Here is a 21015-nt window from a genome sequence, read left to right as displayed (position 1 = left end):
CAGATGAAAGCTGCCAGCATCAGAAAAGTTATCAAAGTTTTAGGGCCCGGCCTTATCACAGGGGCCAGCGACGACGACCCTTCCGGCATCGCCACTTATTCGCAGGCCGGCGCACAGTTCGGGCTTTCCACCCTATGGACGGCACTCTTCACCTTTCCGCTAATGGCCGCCATTCAGGGGATGTGCGCGCGGATAGGGCTCGTTACCTCCCAGGGCCTCACCGCCACGATCCGGCAACATTATCCGAAGCCCTTCCTCTATTTCATACTGCTTTTAAGCTTCCCCGCCATTACACTGAACATAGGAGCAGATCTGCAGGGAATGGGCGCCGTCCTTCACATGATCTTCCCCGCCGTTTCTGTATCTGTTTTCTGCATCGCCATCACCCTTTTACTGATGATCGTTATCATCCGGTATCCCTATCAGAAAATCGCCGCCATTTTAAAATGGCTTTGTATTTCATTGCTGTTGTACATTATTGTCCCCTTCATGGTAGAGCAGCGCTGGGACCTCGTTGTCAGAAACACTTTCCTGCCGGACATGCGTTTCGATAAAATGTCAGCATCCATTCTTGTAGCGCTGCTGGGGACCACCATTTCCCCTTATCTTTTTTACTGGCAGACTACCATGGAAGCGGAAGACGTCATCCACCGCCATATTGTAGTGGATAAAAAAATACTGAACGGCATGAAAACAGATGTGAACACCGGTATGCTGTTCTCCAATATCGTGATGTTTTTTATCATCCTCACCGCCGGAACAGTGCTCTACCCGGCGGGCATCCGGCAGGTAGACACCGTAGACCAGGCTGCCCGGGCACTGGAACCGCTGGCAGGCAAACTAACCTATCTCATTTTCGCTACCGGCGTACTGGGAACAGGGCTGCTGGCCATTCCCGTACTGGCGGGAGCGCAATCCTATATGCTGGCGGAAACACTGGGATGGACGGAAGGTCTCGACAAAAAATTCGCGCAGGCAAAACCCTTCTATTTTTCCATCATCATTTCATTGCTGGTAGGCCTGCTGCTGCAGTTCTCCGGTATCAATCCCCTGAAAGCGTTACTGTATACCGCCATTTTATACGGGATAACAGCCCCCGTATTAATAGCGGCCATCCTGCATATCGGCAACAACAAAAAGATCATGCACGACAATACCAACTCCTGGTTTTCCAATTTCCTGGGAGTGATCACCCTGGTTGTAATGTCCGCCGCCGCATTGATGCTCATCTGGTTCCAGCTGAGTTGAAGTTTTTCTCACCTTATCAATAAAAAAGCTATGGACAAGAAAGGTATCATCATCTACAAAGGAAAATACGGCGCTACGCAACAATATGCCACCTGGCTGGCAGCGGCGCTGAACATCCAGGCGGTGACAGCCGGTCAGGAAACGAAGCAGCAACTGGCTGCTGCCGGCTACGTCGTCCTGGGTACCAGCATTTATATCGGAAAGCTCCAGCTGCGCAACTGGATAAACAACCACAAGGACCAGCTGGCAGGTAAAAAATTATTCCTCTACCTGGTGGCCGGCACCCCCGTATCAGAAACACAAAAGCTCGAAGGCTACCTCACCGCTAATATCAGCGACGACATCAGGCTCAGATGCCAGTGCTTTTTCCTGCCCGGCAAACTGGAGTTCGGCAAACTCTCCCTGCCCGACAGATGGCTGTTATCCATCGGCGCGTGGCTGGCCAAAAGGCGCGGGGAAAATATTGTGACAGCAGATTATAACCACGTGCGGCCGGAAAATCTTACCGACATCATCAACGCAGTAAACGCAACAAATGAAGTCCCTGCCTGATGAAAATATTCTTGTCCATATGGCTGCTTCTCTCCGGGCTGCACACAGCAGCCCAGCCGGCCCGCCTGACCGGACAACCGGCGGATGCAGGCGTTCAGCTTTTTTATCAGAAAACCGGTGGCCGCAGCGTCTGGATCACGGCAACCGGACGACAGCATCTGGATTCGCTGGCTGCCTGCCTTCAAAAGGCAGCTTACCTCGGATTGAATGCCAACGACTATGAGCCCCTTCTGATAAACGCTTTAGCCGGCAACAGCTATCAAATGGCCGAAACCGCAGACACTTTACGCACGGATTTCATCATAACATCAACGGCCATACGGTTCTTCAGCGATGTGGCATATGGCCGGCTGACAAAGCCTCCCGTAAAATACAGCGAGTTACCTCCCCTCCAAAATACTGCCCTGAACATAGCGTCCCAACTGGCCGACTCACTTTTGGCAGGAAGCCTTTCCGGTCTTCTGCAGTCCATAGAACCCGCAGACACCACCTGCCTGCAACTGAAAAACAGTATCGCCACCTATTACAAGGCAATGACAGACACCGCTTTTAAAGAAACAGCCGTAACATCCCTGAAGGCAGACAGCTCCAATACGCCGCTGTTATTAAGATTGAAACAGCTCGGTATCAGGGATTCACTTTCCGGCAACAGTACAAAAGACCTGCAGGCACAAATCAGAAAGGCACAACAGCTGTTTAACATGCTGGACGACGGGGTATTGAGAGAGCGGTTCCTGAAAGCATTGAATACGCCGTTGTCATACCGGCTACAGGAACTATACAGTGCATTGAACCAGGCAAGGTGGCTACATTATTACAAAACGCAGGCCGCTGCCATATTGGTGAATATCCCTTCCACTACGTTGTTTTTTTATGACCATGAAAAAACGGCGCTGTATTCAAGGGTCATCACCGGGAAAAAAAGCACGCCCACTCCCACCCTTGGAAGCCGCCTTACTGAAGTAATACTCTTCCCTTACTGGAACGTACCGCATAAAATAGCGGTACGGGAACTACTGCCTTACATAAAAAGAAGCCGGCAATACCTGGCCGATAACCAGTATGAAATACTGGATAAGTCAGGGCGCGTGCTGGACCCGGCAACGATCAACTGGAATAATCTTGGCGTCAATAACTTCCCTTACGTAATCCGGCAGAATACAGGTTGTGATAATTCCCTGGGCATTGTAAAGTTGAATTTTTATAGTCCATTTGGTGTTTATCTGCACGATACCCCGGGCAAGAACCTGTTTATGCTGCAACGACGCTTTTTCAGCCACGGATGTGTAAGGGTGGAAGAGGCGGTACAGCTGGGCCATTTACTCGTAGAGGAAGAAACAGCCGCTGCTATGATGGCACTGGAAGCAAAAGGAAATCAGCCGGACCAGAAGCCGGTTGTATTCCGGGTCCCGGCTACCGTCTATGTATTTGTTTTATACAATACCGCCTGGCCGGATGCCAATGGACAGGTCCGGTTTTATGAAGATGTTTACGGAAAGAACTGAATTAGTTAACTATTAATAGCTACCCTCATGGAAAACAGAAAATTTTGTCAGAGCTGCAGCATGCCGCTGGACAACGCAGCACTTTTAGGAACAGAAAAAGACGGATCTCCCAGCCAGGAATATTGTAAGTTCTGCTATCAGCACGGAGCGTTCACTCATCCCGGGTTCTCGCTGGATGATATGAAGCAGCACATGATGAACCTGATGGATAAGGAAAAAATGCCGGAAGATATACTGGAAGCGGCTATCAACCGCCTGCCGCATTTAAAGAGATGGGCCGGTAAGCCTGCCGGCAACGCTCACTAGCAGTGCTGGGTTATGGTTACTGCGACTGTTCGGACAGGTGCCCCGGTATTATCTTTTTAGGATAATTCATGATACACTTACATTTTGGGGGAGCGTCCCGGACATAAACAATATACCAACTGCCTCCTCACGGCGTCGTGGTACTGAAACTCACCGGCGCCAGCACGCCATTCAGTATTTTCGCAAAAGCACCATAAAAAATGAACAAGGCCTCCCGTTATGGGAGGCCTTGTTCGTAATAGGATTGCTTCAATACGGCTTAACGGATGTAAGGCGTTTTGAAAGCGTAGAAAGCGACGCCAAGGTAAGTCCAGCCGTTCTGCTCATAAGGGTAATCATACCTGTTGATCGTATAGGTATGGTCGTTATTTCCCTGATGGTAGAACGCGTGTACCGGCAGGCTGCCGGCTACCTGTGTGGTGAAGGCGTAGAATGCAGGGCCAAAATACTGGAACCCGTTCTGCTCATAGGGCCAGTCGAACCGGTTGATGGTAAACACGTGGTTGTGATTGGTCGGATGATAGAACTCATGCACCGCCTGGCTTCCTTCTACCTGGGAGGTAAAAGCATGGAAGTTGTTACCAAGGTAAGTCCAGCCATTACCGGCATAGTCATAATTGGTCGGGTCGATGGTCATGGTATGGTTGTTACCGCCGTAGTGATAGTACACATGCACCGGATCAGTGCTGGTTTTCACCTGGTGATCGATGAGGTATTGAGTAACATAATCTTTCACCGCGGTTCTTTTTACCGGATCGGAGATCAGGTCGTAGATAGGTATCAGGCCGTTGAAGTTGATATCCACCAGCTCTGAGTTGGCCAGCGTTGCGCTGGACTGCCAGGCGGAAACATCAATCTTGGGAACGGTCTGGTTCGGGTTATCGCTCAGCACGATGGTACCGAAAAGCCCTTTGGTAGGATCGCCGCCAACAGTCTGGTAATACAGGCGCTGGTAGAAGTTTTTGCTGGAATAGCTGGAACTGGCCGCCCCCTGCACGTTTACGCTGAAGATGGAACCTGCAGCCACGTTCAGGCCCGCAGAAGCGGCGCGGAAGCGGTCTTCATTGCGTGTCTGCGACTGATACAGGAAATTCAGTTTGGCGCCCAGCAGGATGCCTGACATTACGTGTGTACCATAGCGGCTCACCAGCGCGGCTGGCGTACTGGCTACGATATCAGCCTTGAACGCAGGCGTCAGGTATTTCCTGAGCAGTGAAGTGTCGGCTGCGAATTTCAAGGTACGCTGCTTGATCAGGACGTTGTAGCTGCTGTACACAAATTTGGACGAATAAGCGCTGGAGTCGCTGAAAGCGCTCTTCAGGGTGGTAGAGAACATTTTCAGTTTAGCGGTTACTTCCAGCCGCAAAGACAAACTCTTCGTATAGTCTTCACAGTTAATACCAGAAACCAGTTGCTGGTCCTGTCCCTGTGTCTGGATGATCTCCACACGGCCTGGTTGTTCTGTGTTCAGGCGTGCAACGTCGATGATCTGGTAAGTGGCAGAGGTAGCGCTGGCATAGTTACCGGTGAGGTCGTAGCCAAAGCCCAGCAGGTTAAACTGCGGGTCTGCGAAGGACCTGAGTTCTGTAACGGATACGCCATTGAGCGCTTCCGGCTGCAATTGGTCATTTTGTGTGAACTGTTTGCTACAGGAAGTTAACAAGCTCCCCAGCAATGCAATTGCCGGCAGCATTGCGAGCTGTTTTTTGTTCATAGAGGGTGATGGTTTAGTGAGAAAAATACAATAGGTTATATTTTGAGTTCAGGTACTACGGGACACAACTATTGACAAATGGTTTCACATAGGCATACGGACGGTCACAAACGGATTTCTCCTTCGGGTTTTATCATATGGTCGCACAACCAAATATAATTAAAAACTTTATTTTTTACTTTAATTTTTTCAGGCCGCGCCGGTGTCCTGCAAACACCGGCACAGCAGATCGTCAGGCGTACATCATGGCCTGGCGCACGGTACACAAACTACTAGTTTGAGTATATGCTCCCATTACCATAACCGGTAATTTTGGGCAGCAAATCAGCGGTATGTTTTCAGGACACGGAATTGTTTATGGAATAGTTTTATACGGTTGTTTTTTCCTGACGTTTACTATCCGGTCGGAAGCACAGCATATAGCGATGGGTAATCCATCGATGGAAGGGCGGCCCGGCAAGGGAATCATACCTGCTCCCTGGTTTATTGCAGCAGGTACGCCTGATACGCAGCCAGGTATTTTGGGTATTCTGCAGCCGCCGTCGGCGGGCAACAGCTACATTGGCATACACAGCGGGAAAGAGTTCCTGGAAGGCTTCGGACAGGAATTACCGCAGTCACTGACGCCGCGCACCACCTATGTGTTGAGCTTTGATATGGCTTTTACAGCCTATTATCTTTATCCCGCCTGCTATGGCAACCTGGCGATCTATGGAGGCAACACGCCCGGAGATACCGCGGCTTTATTATGGTCGTCGGGCAGCTTTACGCATACGGACTGGCAGCGGTATCATGCCGTATTCAGCGCCAGTGCCGCATGGCGTTATATTTCCTTCTGGGCTTACCCTGTAGCCCCCTGTAACAAAAGCCAGTTCGGCATTGCATTGCTCATAGATCATTTCTCTGCGATAGATGAATTGATACTGCCTGTGGCAACAGCTACAGTAAAACCATGTAGCTGCGGAGAGGTAACAGATGGCCGTATCGTGCTGCATACCGCCGGTGGCGTGCCCCCCTTCCGGTACAGGCTGAATAAAGGAGCATGGCAGGCAGACAGTGTTTTTACACGCCTCGCAACCGGGCCATATACCGGTGAAATTATCGACAGCCATGGTTTTGGCGCCAGTATTGATACCGTTGTGACATCGCCGTGGAGAAACTGCCTGGTGGTGCTTCCTACGGCTTTCACGCCCAATAACGACGGACAAAATGATATTTTCCGGCCCAAAGTATACGATGACATTCATGACTACCAGCTACGGGTATACGACAGATGGGGCAACCTGGTATTTGCCAGTCAAACGCCTGGCACCGGATGGGACGGTACTTTCAGGGGATCACCCGCAGGCGCGCAGTCCTACGTATATATTTGTTCCTACACAGACAGCCGGCAGGAAACGCACCTTCAGAAGGGAAGCGTGCTGCTGCTACGCTGAATGCCCGCCAGGATTATTATCGGGCGCATAAGGAAATACAATCGTAAAAACGGTGCCGGCCGCGCCGCTGCTTACGGCAATAGTACCGTTGTTCGCCGTAACGAAACGCTTTACGATGGCCAGCCCCAGGCCAGTGCCTGCCCTGGTGCCCACATTCCTCCCTCGGAAGAATGGTGTAAACAAAAACGGTATATCCTTCTCCGGTATACCGATACCCTTGTCTTTCACTTTAATGTAAAGCCCCTTTTTCCCGTAATGCAAGCGCAGTAAAGGCCCCTGTCCCTGCGAGTATTTGAACGCATTCCCGACAAGATTGGTAAGGATGCCTGTCAGCTGACTTTGATCGATGTAAATATGACGGCGCGCCCCGGAAACCCGGATACTGAGTTGCCGCTTGTCAGCGCGCTGGTGGAAGTACTGATGTCTGACCATGCCGGCAAAAGCAACAACGTCCGTGGCTTCAGGGCGTGCCACCAGGCTGCCGGACACCATGCTGCCGCTGATGAGAATGTCATCCACCATGTTGGCCAGTAATGTTATCTCCTCTTTAATGCGGGATAAATTCCGCTGGTAAAAAGGTAACATCAATGCATCCAGTTCCATTTTTGTCTCCAGCAATTCTATAGAAGATGCGATGGCGGTAATCGGCGTTCTAAACTCATGTATGGCCATGGAGATGTATTCAGACCGCATTTCCTGTAATGATCTCTCCCGGGCCGCACGCCCGTTGATAGGTTCCCGCATACACTGGCTTTTCGGTTGATAGAAAAAAGGTTATTTCGAATGATATGGATTTAGTCGCACTAACAATATATGGATTGTTTTCAACAAAAAATTACATCTATTTATTTTTAATTCGAACAATGTATAATCTATACTATTAAAAATCAGCCAATTAATATAAAACTTTCATTAAATATTGATTTTTCAATAATCCCTATAAAGACATATATATTTTTTTATACTACAATTATAGTATAACAATAATGAAAAATATTATTTGTTTTTATTTAAAAAACAATTAGTTAAAATTTATCTCTAGCAGCCTATCAATTTTACGTTTATATTTATATCAAGATTATATAATTATACCATATCAACCGAAAACCTCCCTCCTTAGTATGCTTAACATTGGAATCATTGAAGACAATCATTTTCTTTTGAACAACTATCGTGAATTTCTTGAGGACTTTCAGGAGTGCAAAGTTGTGTTTGCCTGCCAAACGATAGAAGAATTTATGGCACTGTCGGTGACCTACCCGGACGTTGGGGTTATATTGGTGGACATCACCTTACCCGGCATGTCAGGTATTGAAGGAATAACAGAAGTGAAGCAGCGCTATCCTGAAGCCAAAGTGATCGTATTATCCGGCCACGACGGTAAACAATACATTATTGAATCCATTAAAAAAGGCGCCAGCGGCTATATTATTAAAACAAGCCGCCTGAGCGATATCTACCAGTCTGTAATGGACACCGTACAAAGCGGCGCTACCTTATCTCCCAGGGCAGCCCACATGCTGATCAGCCATCTTAACGAAAATCCGCTGGAAAGTATCAAGGACAAACTTACCCGCAGGGAATATGAATTGGTGCAATTACTAAAGGAAGGTTACTCATATAAGGAAATGGCGGAGCGCTTGTTCGTTACGGTGTTTACTGTGAACCAACACCTGAAAAAAGTATATCAGAAACTGAATGTTTCGTCCAAATCGGAATTGATTTCAAAAATCTGGTCAAATAATTTATCCGCTCTCGTTTCTTTTGGGATTATCTCCGGAAACTTTCTATATTTTTCTTTTAATGATATGTTGACTGGTTTTGCTGCCGGTCTACTTTAATGAGTAGTAACACTGCTGCCATAACAGCAATTTGTACTGTAGTAAGTAATTGATTGCGGGTCGTAACTGGAGTAATATTGTATGGAGCGGAACGGAGGGTGCAAGTGATGATGTTAAATGCCATATAATGATATTGAAAACCTGCTTAACCTGGATAGGATGGGGACTACTATGCTTCAATTGTTTGTTTACTTCCTGCACGTCAACCAAAAATGCTGTTTATTTCAGTGACGTAAAAGACACCGTACTATCACCGGTGGATGGAAACTTCGAACCGAGGATACAAAAGAATGATATACTGCAGATCAACGTGAGCAGCCTTAATCCGGAAGACGTTATCATCTATAATGTGTCCAACATGACTTCAGCGTCTGGCGCAGGAGGAGCGAATGCAGGAGCGGGCGCTATGCTGGGAGGCTTCCTGGTGAATGACCAGGGATTTATCCAATACCCGGTACTGGGACCTGTTAAAGTAGCCGGTCTTACTAAAAAAGCACTTACCGACTACCTGCACGACCAGCTCACAACACGCAAACTGCTGGTAGACCCGGTAGTGAGCATCCGGTTTCTGAACTATCGTGTCACCATACTGGGAGAAGTCAGCAAACCAACAGTAGTGAATGTTACCAACGAAAAAATATCCATACTGGAAGCGTTGGGAATGGCAGGCGATATAACGGTGTTCGGCAAACGAAACAACCTCCTGCTGATACGGGAGGTTGACCACGAACGGATCATCCGCCGCATCGATCTCAATGACAAACGCATCCTTAATTCTCCCTATTATTTTCTGCAATCCAACGATATACTATATGTGGAACCCAACAAGTCAAAGATAGCAACGGCCGACCGGTCCCGGCAAATATTGCCGATTGCGCTCAGCAGTTTGTCATTACTCGTTATTATCCTGGACCGTTTAGTTATCAATAAGTAGCATATGCAAAAGGTAAATGGAAATAAAACCCAGCCCGGTGATACGCCACAGAGCCTGCTAACGTTTATCCGTTCGCATTATCTGCCCTACTGGCCCCTGTTTGCAGTAGCGCTGGCGGCCGCCCTTGCAGGTGCGTTTCTGTATCTCCGCTATGCTACGCCACTGTATAAAATTTCCGGGGTACTGCTGGTACAGGAAGCATCGAACGGCCTTGGCGCCAGCGATATGCTGCAATCGCTCGACCTGATGGGCGGCAGCAAAACAATCATGGAAAATGAAATTGAGATACTGAAGTCGCGCACCTTAACAAAAGCGGTCATCCGAAATCTTAACTTATACGGAGAAGTAATAGAGAAAGGAAAAATAAGGGATGTGGTGCTTTATAAAGACAGTCCGCTGAAATTTACTTTCCTGGAACCGGAGGCCATACAAATGGCCACAACAGGCACCTGGCCGTTTTCCTATGACGAAGCTGCCAGGCAGGTAACTATCGACGGCAGCAAATATCGTGTAGGCGATACCGTACAAACACGATGGGGCAAACTGCTGATACGATCGCAGGGCAAACACGCGGATACGGCCGTCAGCTATTCCCTGCACCTGATGACGGAAAAACAGTGGATGCAGCTGTTACTGGCTACCATCAAAGTGACGCCCGCCGCCAAAGCCGGCAGCGTGGTAGACCTGGAGTATACCGATGCGGCACCGGACCGTGGCGAAGACATTGTAAATGAACTGATCCGGGTATATAACAAAGCGGCTGTGGAAGACAAAAACAGGACATCCGCCAATACCATGAACTTCGTGGAAGAAAGGCTGCGTATTGTAAGCGCCGAGCTGGGACAGGCAGAAACACAGGTGGAACGTTTTAAAACAACGGAAGGAATAGTGGACATCGGCGAACAGAGCAAATTGTTCCTGGCCAGCGTACAGGAAAATGACCGCAAGATCAGCGAAGCCAATATACAGTTGTCCATACTGGACGCTATCGAAAAATACGTTACCAGCCAACATCCTGCCGGTAATATCGTACCAGGCACCATCGGCCTAACCGATGCCGTACTGCTGGAACTGGTGGCCAAACTGTCAGAAACAGCATTGCAACTGGAACGGCTGCGTAAAACAACCGGAGAAAACAGTCCCCTGCTGGCCAGCCTGAACCGGCAGATGGAGCGGCTGAAGCCGGCCATCCTGGAGAATATCGGCAGCCTGCGCGCTAACCTGCAGGCCGGACTAACACGGCTGCAGGCAGAAAACAGCCGGAACATGAGCATTATACGCAGCGTGCCCGGAAAAGAAAAAGCTTTGCTGGAAGTCAGCCGGCAACAGGCCATCAAGAACAATATTTACACCTTCCTGCTGGAGAAACGCGAGGAGACAGCGCTGGCTTATGCCGCCGCTGTATCGGACAGCCGGATCGTAGACGCCGCCGAATCGGCCGCCTACCCCTTCAGCCCGCAGAAGCCGATGGTACTGGGCATTTCCGTGCTCGCCGCACTGGCCCTGGTAGTGGGGTTCGTTTCCCTCAAAGACATGATGAACCGGGAAGTGATGTTCCGTGCAGATATTGAAAAAGTAACGACCGCCCCTGTTGCTGCGGAGATTATGCATCACAACGGCAAAGATCCCGTGGTGATGAGCAACAACAGCCGGACTGCCATCGCGGAACAGTTCCGGGCCCTGCGAACCGCTTTGTCCTATATCGGGTTGAACGGTGACCGTAAAACACTCATGATCACCTCTTCCATTTCCGGGGAAGGCAAAAGCTTTATTTCAGTCAACCTCGCGATGAGCCTTTCGCTGGCAGGCAAAAAAGTGGCGCTGATGGAATTTGACCTCCGCAAACCCATGATCAGCAAAATGCTGCATATGCGCGCCAACCCGGGCATCAGCAACTACCTGGTAGGTACGGCGTCGTTGCAGGACGTTCTGCAGAAAGTAGGCGACAACGGATTTCTATACCTGCTATCGGCCGGCATCATGCCTCCCAACCCCAGCGAACTGATTCTCAACGGTCAACTGGAAAGCCTGTTGAACGAACTAAAAGAACGTTTCGATTACATCATTATCGACTCCGCCCCGGTAGGACTTGTAACAGACGCCAGGCTGATCGCCCCGTTCTGCGACGCCACCCTGTATGTGGTGCGCCATCAGCGTACCCCCAAGCACTACCTTAAACTGGTGGAAGAACTTTACCAAAACAGGGAACTGGGAAAACTGAATATTGTGTTCAATGGTATAAAACGGCAAGGTGTGGCCGGTTACGGATATGGGTCCGGATACGGCGACATTAACGGCTACGGCTACACTGAGCCGGTCAAAAAATCAGGCTGGTTCAAACGCAGCACAAAATAACGACTGGCATACCCGGTCATACTACATATACGATCAACGGGCAATCAAGGCCCCGTCCCGCCTTTATAAACTCCACACGAACTATCCGATCACCTTAAAACCGGCTCTTATGTTTAATGAACAACCATTAGCATGGTATGCGGTATATACCAGGGCTAAATGCGAAAAGAAAGTAGCTGATCTGCTCACCCGCAAAAAAGTGGAGCATTATTACCCCGTCAAACAGTTGGTCCGTGGCCGTAAGATCGTTGAGGCGCCCCTCTTCCCTTCTTACGTATTCGTTCACATCCCTGAAAGCAGAAGCTGGGTAGTGCGCGAAACGGAAAACGTGGTGAACTTCGTCTACTGGCTCGAGCAACCGGCCATTATCCCCGATCACGAAATCGCGCTGATCCGGCACTTCCTCCGGGACTATGAAGAGGTATCTGTAGAACATTTTCCCATACAGGCAGGCAGCGAAAGAACATCCTCCTCCGGCGGCAAGATCATACAACTCGGCAGCAGCCGGGTAAAAGCAGAGCTAAGCAGCCTGGGTTGTATGCTGGCAGCGCGCGTTCCCTCAAGGGAAGTAAGGGTGATCGCCGGAAACAAAACAGCCAACGGACATCATTACTGATTTAAACCAACGATACCTTATGATGCAGCATATCATTCTCTGTGGCGGTTCCGGCACCCGGCTATGGCCGCTGTCGAACCAGCAAACACCCAAGCAGTTACTCACCCTGTTCGACGGCTACAGTCTCCTCCAGCTGGCTTTCCGGCGAAACCGTTTTGCCTGCGACAAAGTAATGGCCATCGTCAACGAACAGCAGGCGGCCATCGTAAAGGAGCAGCTGGAACAGGCCGGCGCATCGGCACCGGTATGCCTAGCGGAACCCGTAGGCCGCAATACCGCCGCCGCCATCGCACTGGCTGCATTTGTGGCCGACCCGGACACTATTTTACTGATCACCCCTGCCGACCATCTCATCGGCACTCCCGACCGGTACGCGACCGCTATAGAAACCGCCGGCATACTGGCCGCGGGGAACTATATCGTTACCATCGGGCTGGTACCCACCTATCCGGAAACAGGGTTCGGCTACATCAGCTACTCCGGCCATGACGTGCTGCGGTTTGTGGAGAAGCCCGACCGCGTAGTGGCAGAGGCCATGCTGGCAGCAGGCGGATTCCTGTGGAACAGCGGCATCTTCTGCTGTAAAGCCCGCGTACTGCTGCAGGAACTGCAACAACATGCGCCCGCTGTATATGAAGCAGCAGCCGTTGCCGCCGCTGAATGGAAAAGCACCGGCGCCTTACGCAGAGAAACGATGGAAGCCATCCCCCGGACAGTTTCGATTATGCCGTGCTGGAAAAAAGCGGCATCGTAAAAGTAGTGCCCACAAAAATGGACTGGAGCGATGTAGGCAGCTATGAAGCGCTGGCGGACGCACTGTCGCGGCATTACCAATACCGTAACCACCAGGCGGTATTTATCGAAAGCGACCCGCATAAAAACATCGTGATCGGGAAAGACAAACTCGTAGCGCTGGTAGGCGTCGAAAACATGGTAGTAGTCAATACCGCCAGCGCTCTCCTCATCATGAAACGCGGCCGGGGCCAGGATATCAGGCAACTGCATCAGTGGGTAAGGGATAACCGCCCCGAATTACTTTAAACATCAACGAAAACATATGAAAGCAAATGATCCCGTGTATATAGCCGGCCACCGCGGCATGGTAGGCGGCGCCATCAAAAGAAAGCTGGAAACCCTGGGCTATCATAACATCATCACACGTAGCTCCGGCAGCCTTGACTTACGCAAACAGGAAGATGTGGACGCATTCTTTGCCGCTGAAAAACCCGCCTATGTATTCCTGGCCGCCGCCAAAGTAGGCGGCATCCACGCCAATAATACCTATCGGGCCGAGTTCCTCTACGACAACCTGATGATCGCCGCCAATGTGATACATGCAGCCTGGAAACATGGCGTCACCAAACTGATGTTCCTGGGCAGTTCGTGTATATATCCCCGTATGGCGCCGCAGCCTATCAAAGAAAGCTTTTTGCTGACAGGACTGCTGGAACCGACCAACGAGCCTTACGCCATCGCCAAAATTGCCGGCATCAAATTATGCGAGGCTTACCGCGATCAGTATGGCTGCAACTTTATCAGCGTAATGCCCACCAATCTCTTTGGTATTGGCGACAACTACCACCCTCAAAATGCCCATGTGCTGCCGGCACTGATCCGCCGCTTCCATGAAGCCAAAATGAATAATAAACCATCGGTCACCGTATGGGGAACGGGAACGCCCAAACGGGAATTCCTCTTCGCCGACGACCTCGCCGACGCCTGCGTATACCTCATGCAGCACTATAATGAAAAAGAACCGGTGAATATCGGCAAGGGAGAAGACCTGACCATTAAACAGCTGGCGGAGCACATCAGGGAAGTGGTTTGTTATAAGGGAGAAATAATATTCGACGCGGGCAAACCGGATGGCACGCCCCGCAAGCTGATGGACGTGTCCACGCTGCGCAGCCTGGGATGGAAACACAGCATCAGCCTCAAAGAAGGGCTGGTAATGGCCTACAGGGACTTCCTTCAGCAGGACCAGTTAAAATTACAAGCTTAAACACCAGTAGTATGAAAATAGTCATCGCGGGAACAGGATACGTTGGCCTGGTAACAGGAGCCTGCCTGGCAGAAGTAGGCACAGAAGTGGTTTGTGTTGATGTAGATGCGGCCAAAATAGCCCGTTTACAAAACGGCATCCTCCCTATCTACGAACCCGGCCTGCAGGAAATAGTAATGCGTAACCAGGAGAGCAGGCGGCTGTCCTTTACCACCAGTATGGCTGCGGCACTGCCCGGTGCGGAAGCCGTCTTCATTGCCGTAGGCACGCCGCCGGGAGAAGACGGCAGCGCCGACCTGCAGTATGTGCTGCAGGTAGCCAGCCAGATAGGCCAGCTGATGGACCAGTACCTGGTCATCGTTACCAAAAGCACCGTGCCGGTAGGTACCGCCGTCCATGTCAACCGCGCAGTGAAGGAAGCCTTATCCGCCCGGCATCGCATACTTGACTATGATGTAGCCTCCAACCCGGAATTCCTGAAAGAAGGCGCAGCGGTAAACGACTTCCTGAAACCGGACCGGATAGTCGTTGGCGTTAATACCGCGCGGGCCAGGCAAACGCTGGAACAACTATACCGTCCTTTCCTGCTCAACGGGCATCCTATCCTCTTTATGGACATCGCTTCTGCCGAAATGACCAAATATGCGGCCAATGCCATGCTGGCCACCAGGATATCCTACATGAACGATATCGCCAACCTGTGCGGGCTGGCAGGCGCTGACATCAACCAGGTACGCAAAGGCATAGGCAGCGATCCGAGAATTGGTAAACACTTCCTCTACCCCGGCATCGGCTATGGCGGGTCCTGCTTCCCGAAAGATGTAAAGGCCCTGCTGCAAACAGGCCGGGAATACGGCTACCAGCTTCGTATCCTCGATGCGGTGGAAGCCATTAATGAAGATCAGAAACAGCTGTTGTTCCGGAAAGTGCTCCGTCATTTTGACGGCGATATCAGCAACAAAAAATTCGCCGTATGGGGACTATCGTTCAAGCCCAACACAGACGACATGCGGGAGGCGCCGTCGCTCGTACTGATCCGCAGCCTGCTGGAAGCCGGGGCCACCGTCAGCGCATATGACCCGGTAGCCATGAAAGAAGCAGCGGCTTACCTCGGCAACAGCATCACCTTCGCGGACGACATGTACAGCGCCGCGGAAAACGCAGCAGCGGTATTGCTGGCCACAGAGTGGAATACGTTCCGCATGCCGGACTGGTTACGCCTTCGCAGCCTCATGCAATCTCCCCTGCTGTTCGACGGCCGCAATATTTATGATGACGTGCAGCTGGTCAAACTGGGCTTCACCTACTACGGTATCGGTAAATCGGCCGCTTCCACAATAGACGCACTGATGCGATAGCTGATACCCGCATGCCCATAACAACTATTTCTATCACCCACTAAAATTACGATTGTATGAAAGTAGCCCTGATAACAGGCATCACAGGCCAGGACGGCGCCTACCTCGCAGAACTGCTGCTCGAAAAAGGATATATGGTCCACGGCGTAAAACGGCGCGCCTCCCTGATCAATACAGAACGTATCGATCATTTATACCAGGATATGCACAGCGAAAATGTACGCTTTCGTTTACACTATGGTGATATGACCGACAGCACCAACCTGATCCGCATTATCCAGGAAACACAACCTGACGAAATTTACAACCTGGCCGCCATGAGCCACGTAAGGGTAAGCTTCGACACCCCTGAATACACCGCCAATGCCGACGGCATCGGCACCCTGCGGCTGCTGGAGGCGCTGCGCATCCTGAAAATGGAGAAGAAAACCCGCATCTACCAGGCCAGCACATCGGAGTTATATGGCCTCGTGCAGGAAGTGCCGCAACGCGAAACCACCCCCTTCTATCCCCGCAGCCCTTATGCCGTGGCTAAATTGTACGCCTACTGGATCACCGTTAACTACCGCGAAGCCTATGGCATGTACGCCTGCAACGGCATCCTGTTCAACCACGAAAGCCCGTTACGGGGAGAAACCTTTGTCACCCGCAAAATCACCAGGGGAGCGGCCGCAATCGCACTGGGCCTGCAGGACAAACTATACCTCGGCAACCTGGATGCCCAACGCGACTGGGGACACGCAAAAGATTATGTGGAAGCCATGTGGCGCATCCTGCAACAGGAACAACCCGACGACTACGTCATTGCCACCGGCATTACCACTACCGTACGCGAATTTGTACGTATGGCGTTCGCCGAACTGGGCATTACCGTCTCTTTCCAGGGCAGCGGCGCTGCGGAAACAGGTGTTGTTACCGCCTGCTCGAATGAAGTATATACGCTACCGTTAGGAAAAGAAGTGGTAGCCATCGACCCCCGCTATTTCCGCCCCACGGAAGTGGAACTGCTCATTGGCGACCCTACAAAATCCAAAACGGCCCTGGGCTGGGAGCCCGCCTACGATCTCCCTGCGCTGGTAAAGGAAATGATGGCCAGCGACGTGGAATTGTTTGCCAAAAAAGAAGTCACACAACTGGAACATTTAATCGGGTAAATCAGGGACCATGCAGGCTGCTAACAGGGTAATATTGAATACAGGCGCGCTTTACGGACGGATGCTCCTCACCGTTTTCATTTCGTTGTACGCCACCAGGCTGATACTGAACCAGCTGGGTGCGGCCGACTACGGGTTGTTTAACCTGATCGGCGGCGTGATCACTATGCTGTCGTTTCTCAATATTGCCATGACCATCAGCACGCAGCGGTATATGTCGTTCCACATCGGCACTAAAGACAGCCATAAACTAAAGATGGTATTCAACGCCAGCGTACTGCTGCATCTCATACTGGGCATAACGATGGTAGTGCTGTTTGAAGCAGCTGGCAGCTACCTGTTTGATCATGTGCTGAACTACCCGGCAGAACGGACCATGGCGGCTAAGCTTATCTACCAGTTCATGATCGTCAGCGCCTTTTTCACCATCATTTCGGTGCCCTGTGACGCCACATTGATAGCGCAGGAGAATATGGTCATGGTGGCAATACTGGGCGTCGTTGAATCCCTGGGGAAACTGCTGATCGCCATAGCACTGCAATACACCGGCCATGATAAACTGATCGTTTACGGCGCCATGATGGCATCGCTGACCATACTGCTGCTGCTGTTCAAACAGCTATACTGCGCTGTGAAGTACCCCGAGAGCAGGATCAGCATCAAACGGTATTTCGACCGGCACCTGCTGACAGAAATGTTCGCTTACGCAGGGTGGAACATGTTTGGCGCAGGCAGCGTGGTGGCGCGTAACCAGGGACTCGCCCTGGTGCTCAATGTTTTCTTTGGCGCTATCGTCAACGCTGCCTACGGTATCGCCAACCAGGTAAATGCACAGTTGAGCTACTTCTCCGTTACCCTGCTAAGGGCATTAAACCCGCAGATCATAAAAAGTGAAGGCAGCGGCGATCGCCCGCGGATGCTGCGCCTCGCCATGATCGCCAGCAAATTTTCGTTTTACCTGCTAAGCTTCTTCGCCGTTCCCATGATGATGGAAATGCCCTTTGTATTACAATGCTGGTTGAAGCAGGTGCCGGAATACACCGTCATGATGTGCCGCCTGATCGTCATTGCCACGCTCGTCAACCAGTTGTCCGCCGGCATACAGGTGGCCGTACAATCCGTTGGAAAGATCAGGAAATACCAGGTAGCTGTAAGCACCATCGTGTTGCTTAACCTGCCCGTCGCCTGGTTGCTGCTTTCGGCCGGCTACCCTCCTTCCGCCGTTTTGATCAGTACCATCGGCATAGAGGTGGTAAGCGGAACCTATCGCATGATGGCCGCACAAAAGCTCACCGGCCTCTCTCCGCGGATATATACAAAGCAGGTACTCCTCCGCGCCGTAGTGCCGGTACTGTTATCTGCGGCCATAGCAGGCATCCCCCAATGGTGCCTGCCCCAGGGATTTATCCGGCTGGGCGTCACCATGATAGTGGGCGCACTGGCCATGGGCATATGGATACGGCTGATAGGACTGACGCCGGAAGAGACTACAAAACTGGAACAATTGTTCAGCCGGGCGTTTTCAAAACTACAGGCAAGACTGATCGTATTAAAAGCGAACTAACAATATGCATATACTCTTCTTCACAGACATATCGCCTTTCCCACAAAACGGGGGAGAAAGAATCAGGAGTTATTACCTGATCAAAGCCCTGTCACAACTGGGATACGAGGTAATTGCCGTGGTGCGGAACGTGGAAAAAGCAGATCCGGCGCTTTATCGTCTCCCTCATGTCACGTTCCATACGTATGAAGTAAAAGATTTTGACCTGCTGACGCGCATTACCGGCAAGCAGTACTTCCAGCGCTCCCCCGTCATCATGGACATATTCCGGAAAATATGCCAAGAATACCCGATAGCTGCCGCTATCCTGGACTATGGCTATGTAGGCCATTACATCTCCTTCTTTTCTGCCCGGAACATCCCCGTGATACTGGGCACCCACAATGCGCAACCGATGATCACCTGGCAGCTGCCATCGGGCAGCCTGCCGGACAGGTTGCGCAAGCTGCAGCTCTTTAGCATGGAGAAACTGCACGAACGCCTCTACTTTAAAAAGGCAGCGGCCGTACTGGTAGTCAGCGATGACGACCGGGCCTATCATACCCGGTTCCTGCCGGAAAAAAAAGTATTCACCGTACCCAATTTCCTCGATCAGAAAGACTATCTCCTGTCGGGCAAAAAACAACAACGGGTGCTGGTAATGACGGCCAACTTTGGCGTATACATGAATTTTGCCGGCCTGAAATGGTTTATTGAAAATGTATGGGATAACGCGCTCGCCGCCAAATACGACCTGTGGCTCGTAGGCAGGGGTTCAAAGGAAGCGCTGAAACGCATCACCGGCAAAGAGGAATACCAGAATATTGTAGCCTTCGGCAAAGTAGACGATGTAAAATGGTATATCTCCGTGGCCGCCGCGGTCATCATCCCCCTGATACACGGTAGCGGCACCCGGTTAAAATGCCTGGAAGCCATGGCGCTCAGCACACCGGTCATCAGCACATCCAAAGGCGTGGAAGGCGTCAGGAGCAACCATTTCATCGTGGCCGACGGCCCCGCGGCCTTTAAACAGTCACTGCTCAGTTTCGACAGCAATACAGACAAAGGCGTCCTGCTGCAGAAAGATTTCCGGAAAGAATACAGTCTTGAGGTCAACAAGCAGCGCTTACAGCAGATTATTAACTACGCCGTGCGCGGTAAAATGACAACCCATGCTCAACCGGTTTAAGATAGCGCTATATACTTTGCTCAGCGGCGTGAATGTAGCACTGGTAGGACAGCTGAAACTGAATGAAATCATGGTGCTGCTCTCCGCCCCGTTTGTATTTGACATCCGCGACTTCAGGGCTTTCCCGATGTTCCGCAAAATCATTGTGGCACTGACAGCGTTGTTTGTTTTTCAGGCAATCACCGACTTGTTCATCGTGAACAGCACAGCTGAAAATTTCATGCGCGGATGGGCCGCCATTATCATGTCCATACTCTCTTTTCTCTTTCTGTTCAAAATAATGAAAGATGATACCGTTATCTTCTTCTTTCTGTGTATGACCCTCATAAAGAACATTATATGGACAGACGACAATGCAGACACGGACATGTCCTATTTCAAATTTAAAATGGTGCCCATCCTCTCCTACGGCGTATATGTCCTTTCCTTTTTATTGTACCGGAAAGGCCACTGGAAAGCTGTTCTGGCGCTGTTGCTCTCATACTGCCTGCTGTGTATCGCAAGGGACTCCCGCTCAACAGGGATGATCTTTTTCCTGGGCGCTATCATCATTTACTGTTTTAACAGCGGGATGCAACTCACCCGCGACCGGCTCCTGGTATTTGGCATAGCGGGGCTGCTGCTCTTCCAGTTTGCCTATGGATGTTATGTGAATGCCGTATTAAACCATGAGTGGGGCGGAGAACATGCATCTGAGCAAATAGAGCGCCTGGACAATCCCTACAACCCTTTGGAGCTGCTGATGACAGGCCGTGGTGAAACCTTTGCGGCACTGGCAGCCATCGGCGACGCCCCTTTGTTCGGCCATGGTTCCTGGGCGAAAGACGATAACCTCAAATATTACCGCATCCTGCTGCTCTACCAGAATGAAGAAATGAATGAGCAGCTGGCCACTTCCACCGACCACCTCATCCCCAGCCATTCGATTTTGCTGGGGGCCTGGGTCAACTGCGGGATCGGCGGATTCCTGGCGGTACTGGCAGTGTTTATCCTGCTGCTGAGGATGGGATTCTACCTGATAGGTAATGCCGCAGACACCGCATTGTACCCGGTGCTGGTACTGATGACCCTGGGAGTGATCTGGACCTTCCTTTTTTCACCGATACAGCAGCTGCGGTTCAATATCCCGGCAATCGGCGCTATCCTGCTGCGGGCATACTATGAATGCATCACGGAAAGAAATGAAGCAGCAGCTATGGAGCCTGCATCCCAAACAATGGCTTTCATCGCCCCGAAGGGGGAAATATAAACGGCAAAAAACA

At 50.9% G+C, this 21015-nt stretch carries 19 protein-coding genes; 17 read left to right on the top strand and 2 right to left on the bottom strand.

From position 1 onward, the window contains the following. Positions 1–3: 3 nt before the first annotated feature. From HF324_RS13030 to HF324_RS13015, 4 genes are read left to right on the top strand one after another with little or no spacing between them, the layout of a single operon-like run. A complete protein-coding gene (locus HF324_RS13030; RefSeq protein ID WP_168859956.1) occupies positions 4–1248 on the top strand; it encodes an NRAMP family divalent metal transporter in 1245 nt (414 codons plus the stop codon). A gap of 30 nt (positions 1249–1278) precedes the next feature. Further along, positions 1279–1800: a flavodoxin domain-containing protein gene (locus tag HF324_RS13025; protein ID WP_168859955.1), complete on the top strand. Its 522-nt coding sequence runs from the start codon at positions 1279–1281 to the stop codon at positions 1798–1800. Beyond that, a complete protein-coding gene (locus HF324_RS13020) occupies positions 1800–3305 on the top strand; it encodes a L,D-transpeptidase family protein (protein WP_168859954.1) in 1506 nt (501 codons plus the stop codon). The genes HF324_RS13025 and HF324_RS13020 overlap by 1 nt, the downstream gene beginning before the upstream one ends. 27 nt (positions 3306–3332) lie before the next feature. Further along, positions 3333–3611 carry a zinc ribbon domain-containing protein gene (locus HF324_RS13015; RefSeq protein WP_168802879.1) on the top strand — a complete coding sequence of 93 codons (279 nt, stop codon included), beginning with the start codon at positions 3333–3335 and terminating at the stop codon, positions 3609–3611. 259 nt (positions 3612–3870) lie between these two features. Here the strand turns inward: HF324_RS13015 and HF324_RS13010 are convergent, their stop codons facing one another. Continuing rightward, entirely contained in the window at positions 3871–5325 is a 1455-nt protein-coding gene (locus HF324_RS13010; protein WP_168859953.1) for an MAC/perforin domain-containing protein, read from the bottom strand. 332 nt (positions 5326–5657) lie between these two features. Here HF324_RS13010 and HF324_RS13005 point away from each other — a divergent pair, with 332 nt between their 5' ends. Further along, positions 5658–6761, top strand: coding sequence for a T9SS type B sorting domain-containing protein (locus HF324_RS13005; RefSeq protein ID WP_168859952.1), 1104 nt, complete (start codon positions 5658–5660; stop codon positions 6759–6761). Here HF324_RS13005 and HF324_RS13000 read toward each other — a convergent pair. Next, a complete protein-coding gene (locus HF324_RS13000) occupies positions 6753–7505 on the bottom strand; it encodes a sensor histidine kinase (RefSeq protein WP_168859951.1) in 753 nt (250 codons plus the stop codon). The genes HF324_RS13005 and HF324_RS13000 overlap by 9 nt on opposite strands. Positions 7506–7882: 377 nt before the next feature. On the opposite strand from HF324_RS13000, the gene HF324_RS12995 reads away from it, so the two are divergent. From HF324_RS12995 to HF324_RS12940, 12 genes are all read left to right on the top strand, one after another. Then, the gene (locus HF324_RS12995; protein ID WP_168802875.1) at positions 7883–8602 is read left to right on the top strand and encodes a response regulator; all 720 of its coding nucleotides are present in this window, start codon (positions 7883–7885) and stop codon (positions 8600–8602) included. A gap of 127 nt (positions 8603–8729) precedes the next feature. Continuing rightward, positions 8730–9536, top strand: coding sequence for a polysaccharide biosynthesis/export family protein (locus HF324_RS12990; RefSeq protein WP_168859950.1), 807 nt, complete (start codon positions 8730–8732; stop codon positions 9534–9536). 3 nt (positions 9537–9539) lie between these two features. Continuing rightward, complete coding sequence (locus HF324_RS12985) at positions 9540–11891, top strand: GumC family protein (protein WP_168859949.1); 2352 nt, start codon at positions 9540–9542, stop codon at positions 11889–11891. 109 nt (positions 11892–12000) lie between these two features. Next, the gene (locus tag HF324_RS12980; RefSeq protein WP_168802872.1) at positions 12001–12507 is read left to right on the top strand and encodes a transcription termination/antitermination NusG family protein; all 507 of its coding nucleotides are present in this window, start codon (positions 12001–12003) and stop codon (positions 12505–12507) included. Between the two features lie 19 nt (positions 12508–12526). Next, entirely contained in the window at positions 12527–13261 is a 735-nt protein-coding gene (locus HF324_RS12975) for a sugar phosphate nucleotidyltransferase (RefSeq protein WP_168859948.1), read from the top strand. Continuing rightward, complete coding sequence (locus tag HF324_RS12970) at positions 13237–13548, top strand: hypothetical protein (RefSeq protein ID WP_220101367.1); 312 nt, start codon at positions 13237–13239, stop codon at positions 13546–13548. The genes HF324_RS12975 and HF324_RS12970 overlap by 25 nt, the downstream gene beginning before the upstream one ends. A gap of 16 nt (positions 13549–13564) precedes the next feature. After that, on the top strand, positions 13565–14509 hold the full coding sequence (gene fcl, locus HF324_RS12965) for a GDP-L-fucose synthase (RefSeq protein ID WP_168802870.1): 945 nt from the start codon (positions 13565–13567) through the stop codon (positions 14507–14509). Between the two features lie 11 nt (positions 14510–14520). Further along, complete coding sequence (locus HF324_RS12960) at positions 14521–15867, top strand: UDP-glucose dehydrogenase family protein (RefSeq protein ID WP_168802869.1); 1347 nt, start codon at positions 14521–14523, stop codon at positions 15865–15867. A 56-nt stretch (positions 15868–15923) separates the two neighbouring features. Further along, positions 15924–17021: a GDP-mannose 4,6-dehydratase gene (gene gmd / locus HF324_RS12955; RefSeq protein ID WP_168859946.1), complete on the top strand. Its 1098-nt coding sequence runs from the start codon at positions 15924–15926 to the stop codon at positions 17019–17021. Between the two features lie 10 nt (positions 17022–17031). After that, complete coding sequence (locus tag HF324_RS12950; protein ID WP_168802867.1) at positions 17032–18585, top strand: lipopolysaccharide biosynthesis protein; 1554 nt, start codon at positions 17032–17034, stop codon at positions 18583–18585. Between the two features lie 4 nt (positions 18586–18589). Beyond that, positions 18590–19753 carry a glycosyltransferase family 4 protein gene (locus HF324_RS12945; RefSeq protein ID WP_168802866.1) on the top strand — a complete coding sequence of 388 codons (1164 nt, stop codon included), beginning with the start codon at positions 18590–18592 and terminating at the stop codon, positions 19751–19753. After that, positions 19737–21002, top strand: a complete 1266-nt coding sequence (locus tag HF324_RS12940) for an O-antigen ligase family protein (protein WP_168802865.1) — start codon at positions 19737–19739, stop codon at positions 21000–21002. Before HF324_RS12945 ends, HF324_RS12940 begins: the two co-directional genes overlap by 17 nt. Positions 21003–21015: the final 13 nt, after the last annotated feature.

It is taken from the genome of Chitinophaga oryzae, from assembly GCF_012516375.2.
Lineage (GTDB): Bacteria > Bacteroidota > Bacteroidia > Chitinophagales > Chitinophagaceae > Chitinophaga > Chitinophaga oryzae.
The sequence above is the reverse complement of the archived record's forward strand: the minus strand, read 5'-3'. Positions and strand labels throughout refer to the sequence as shown.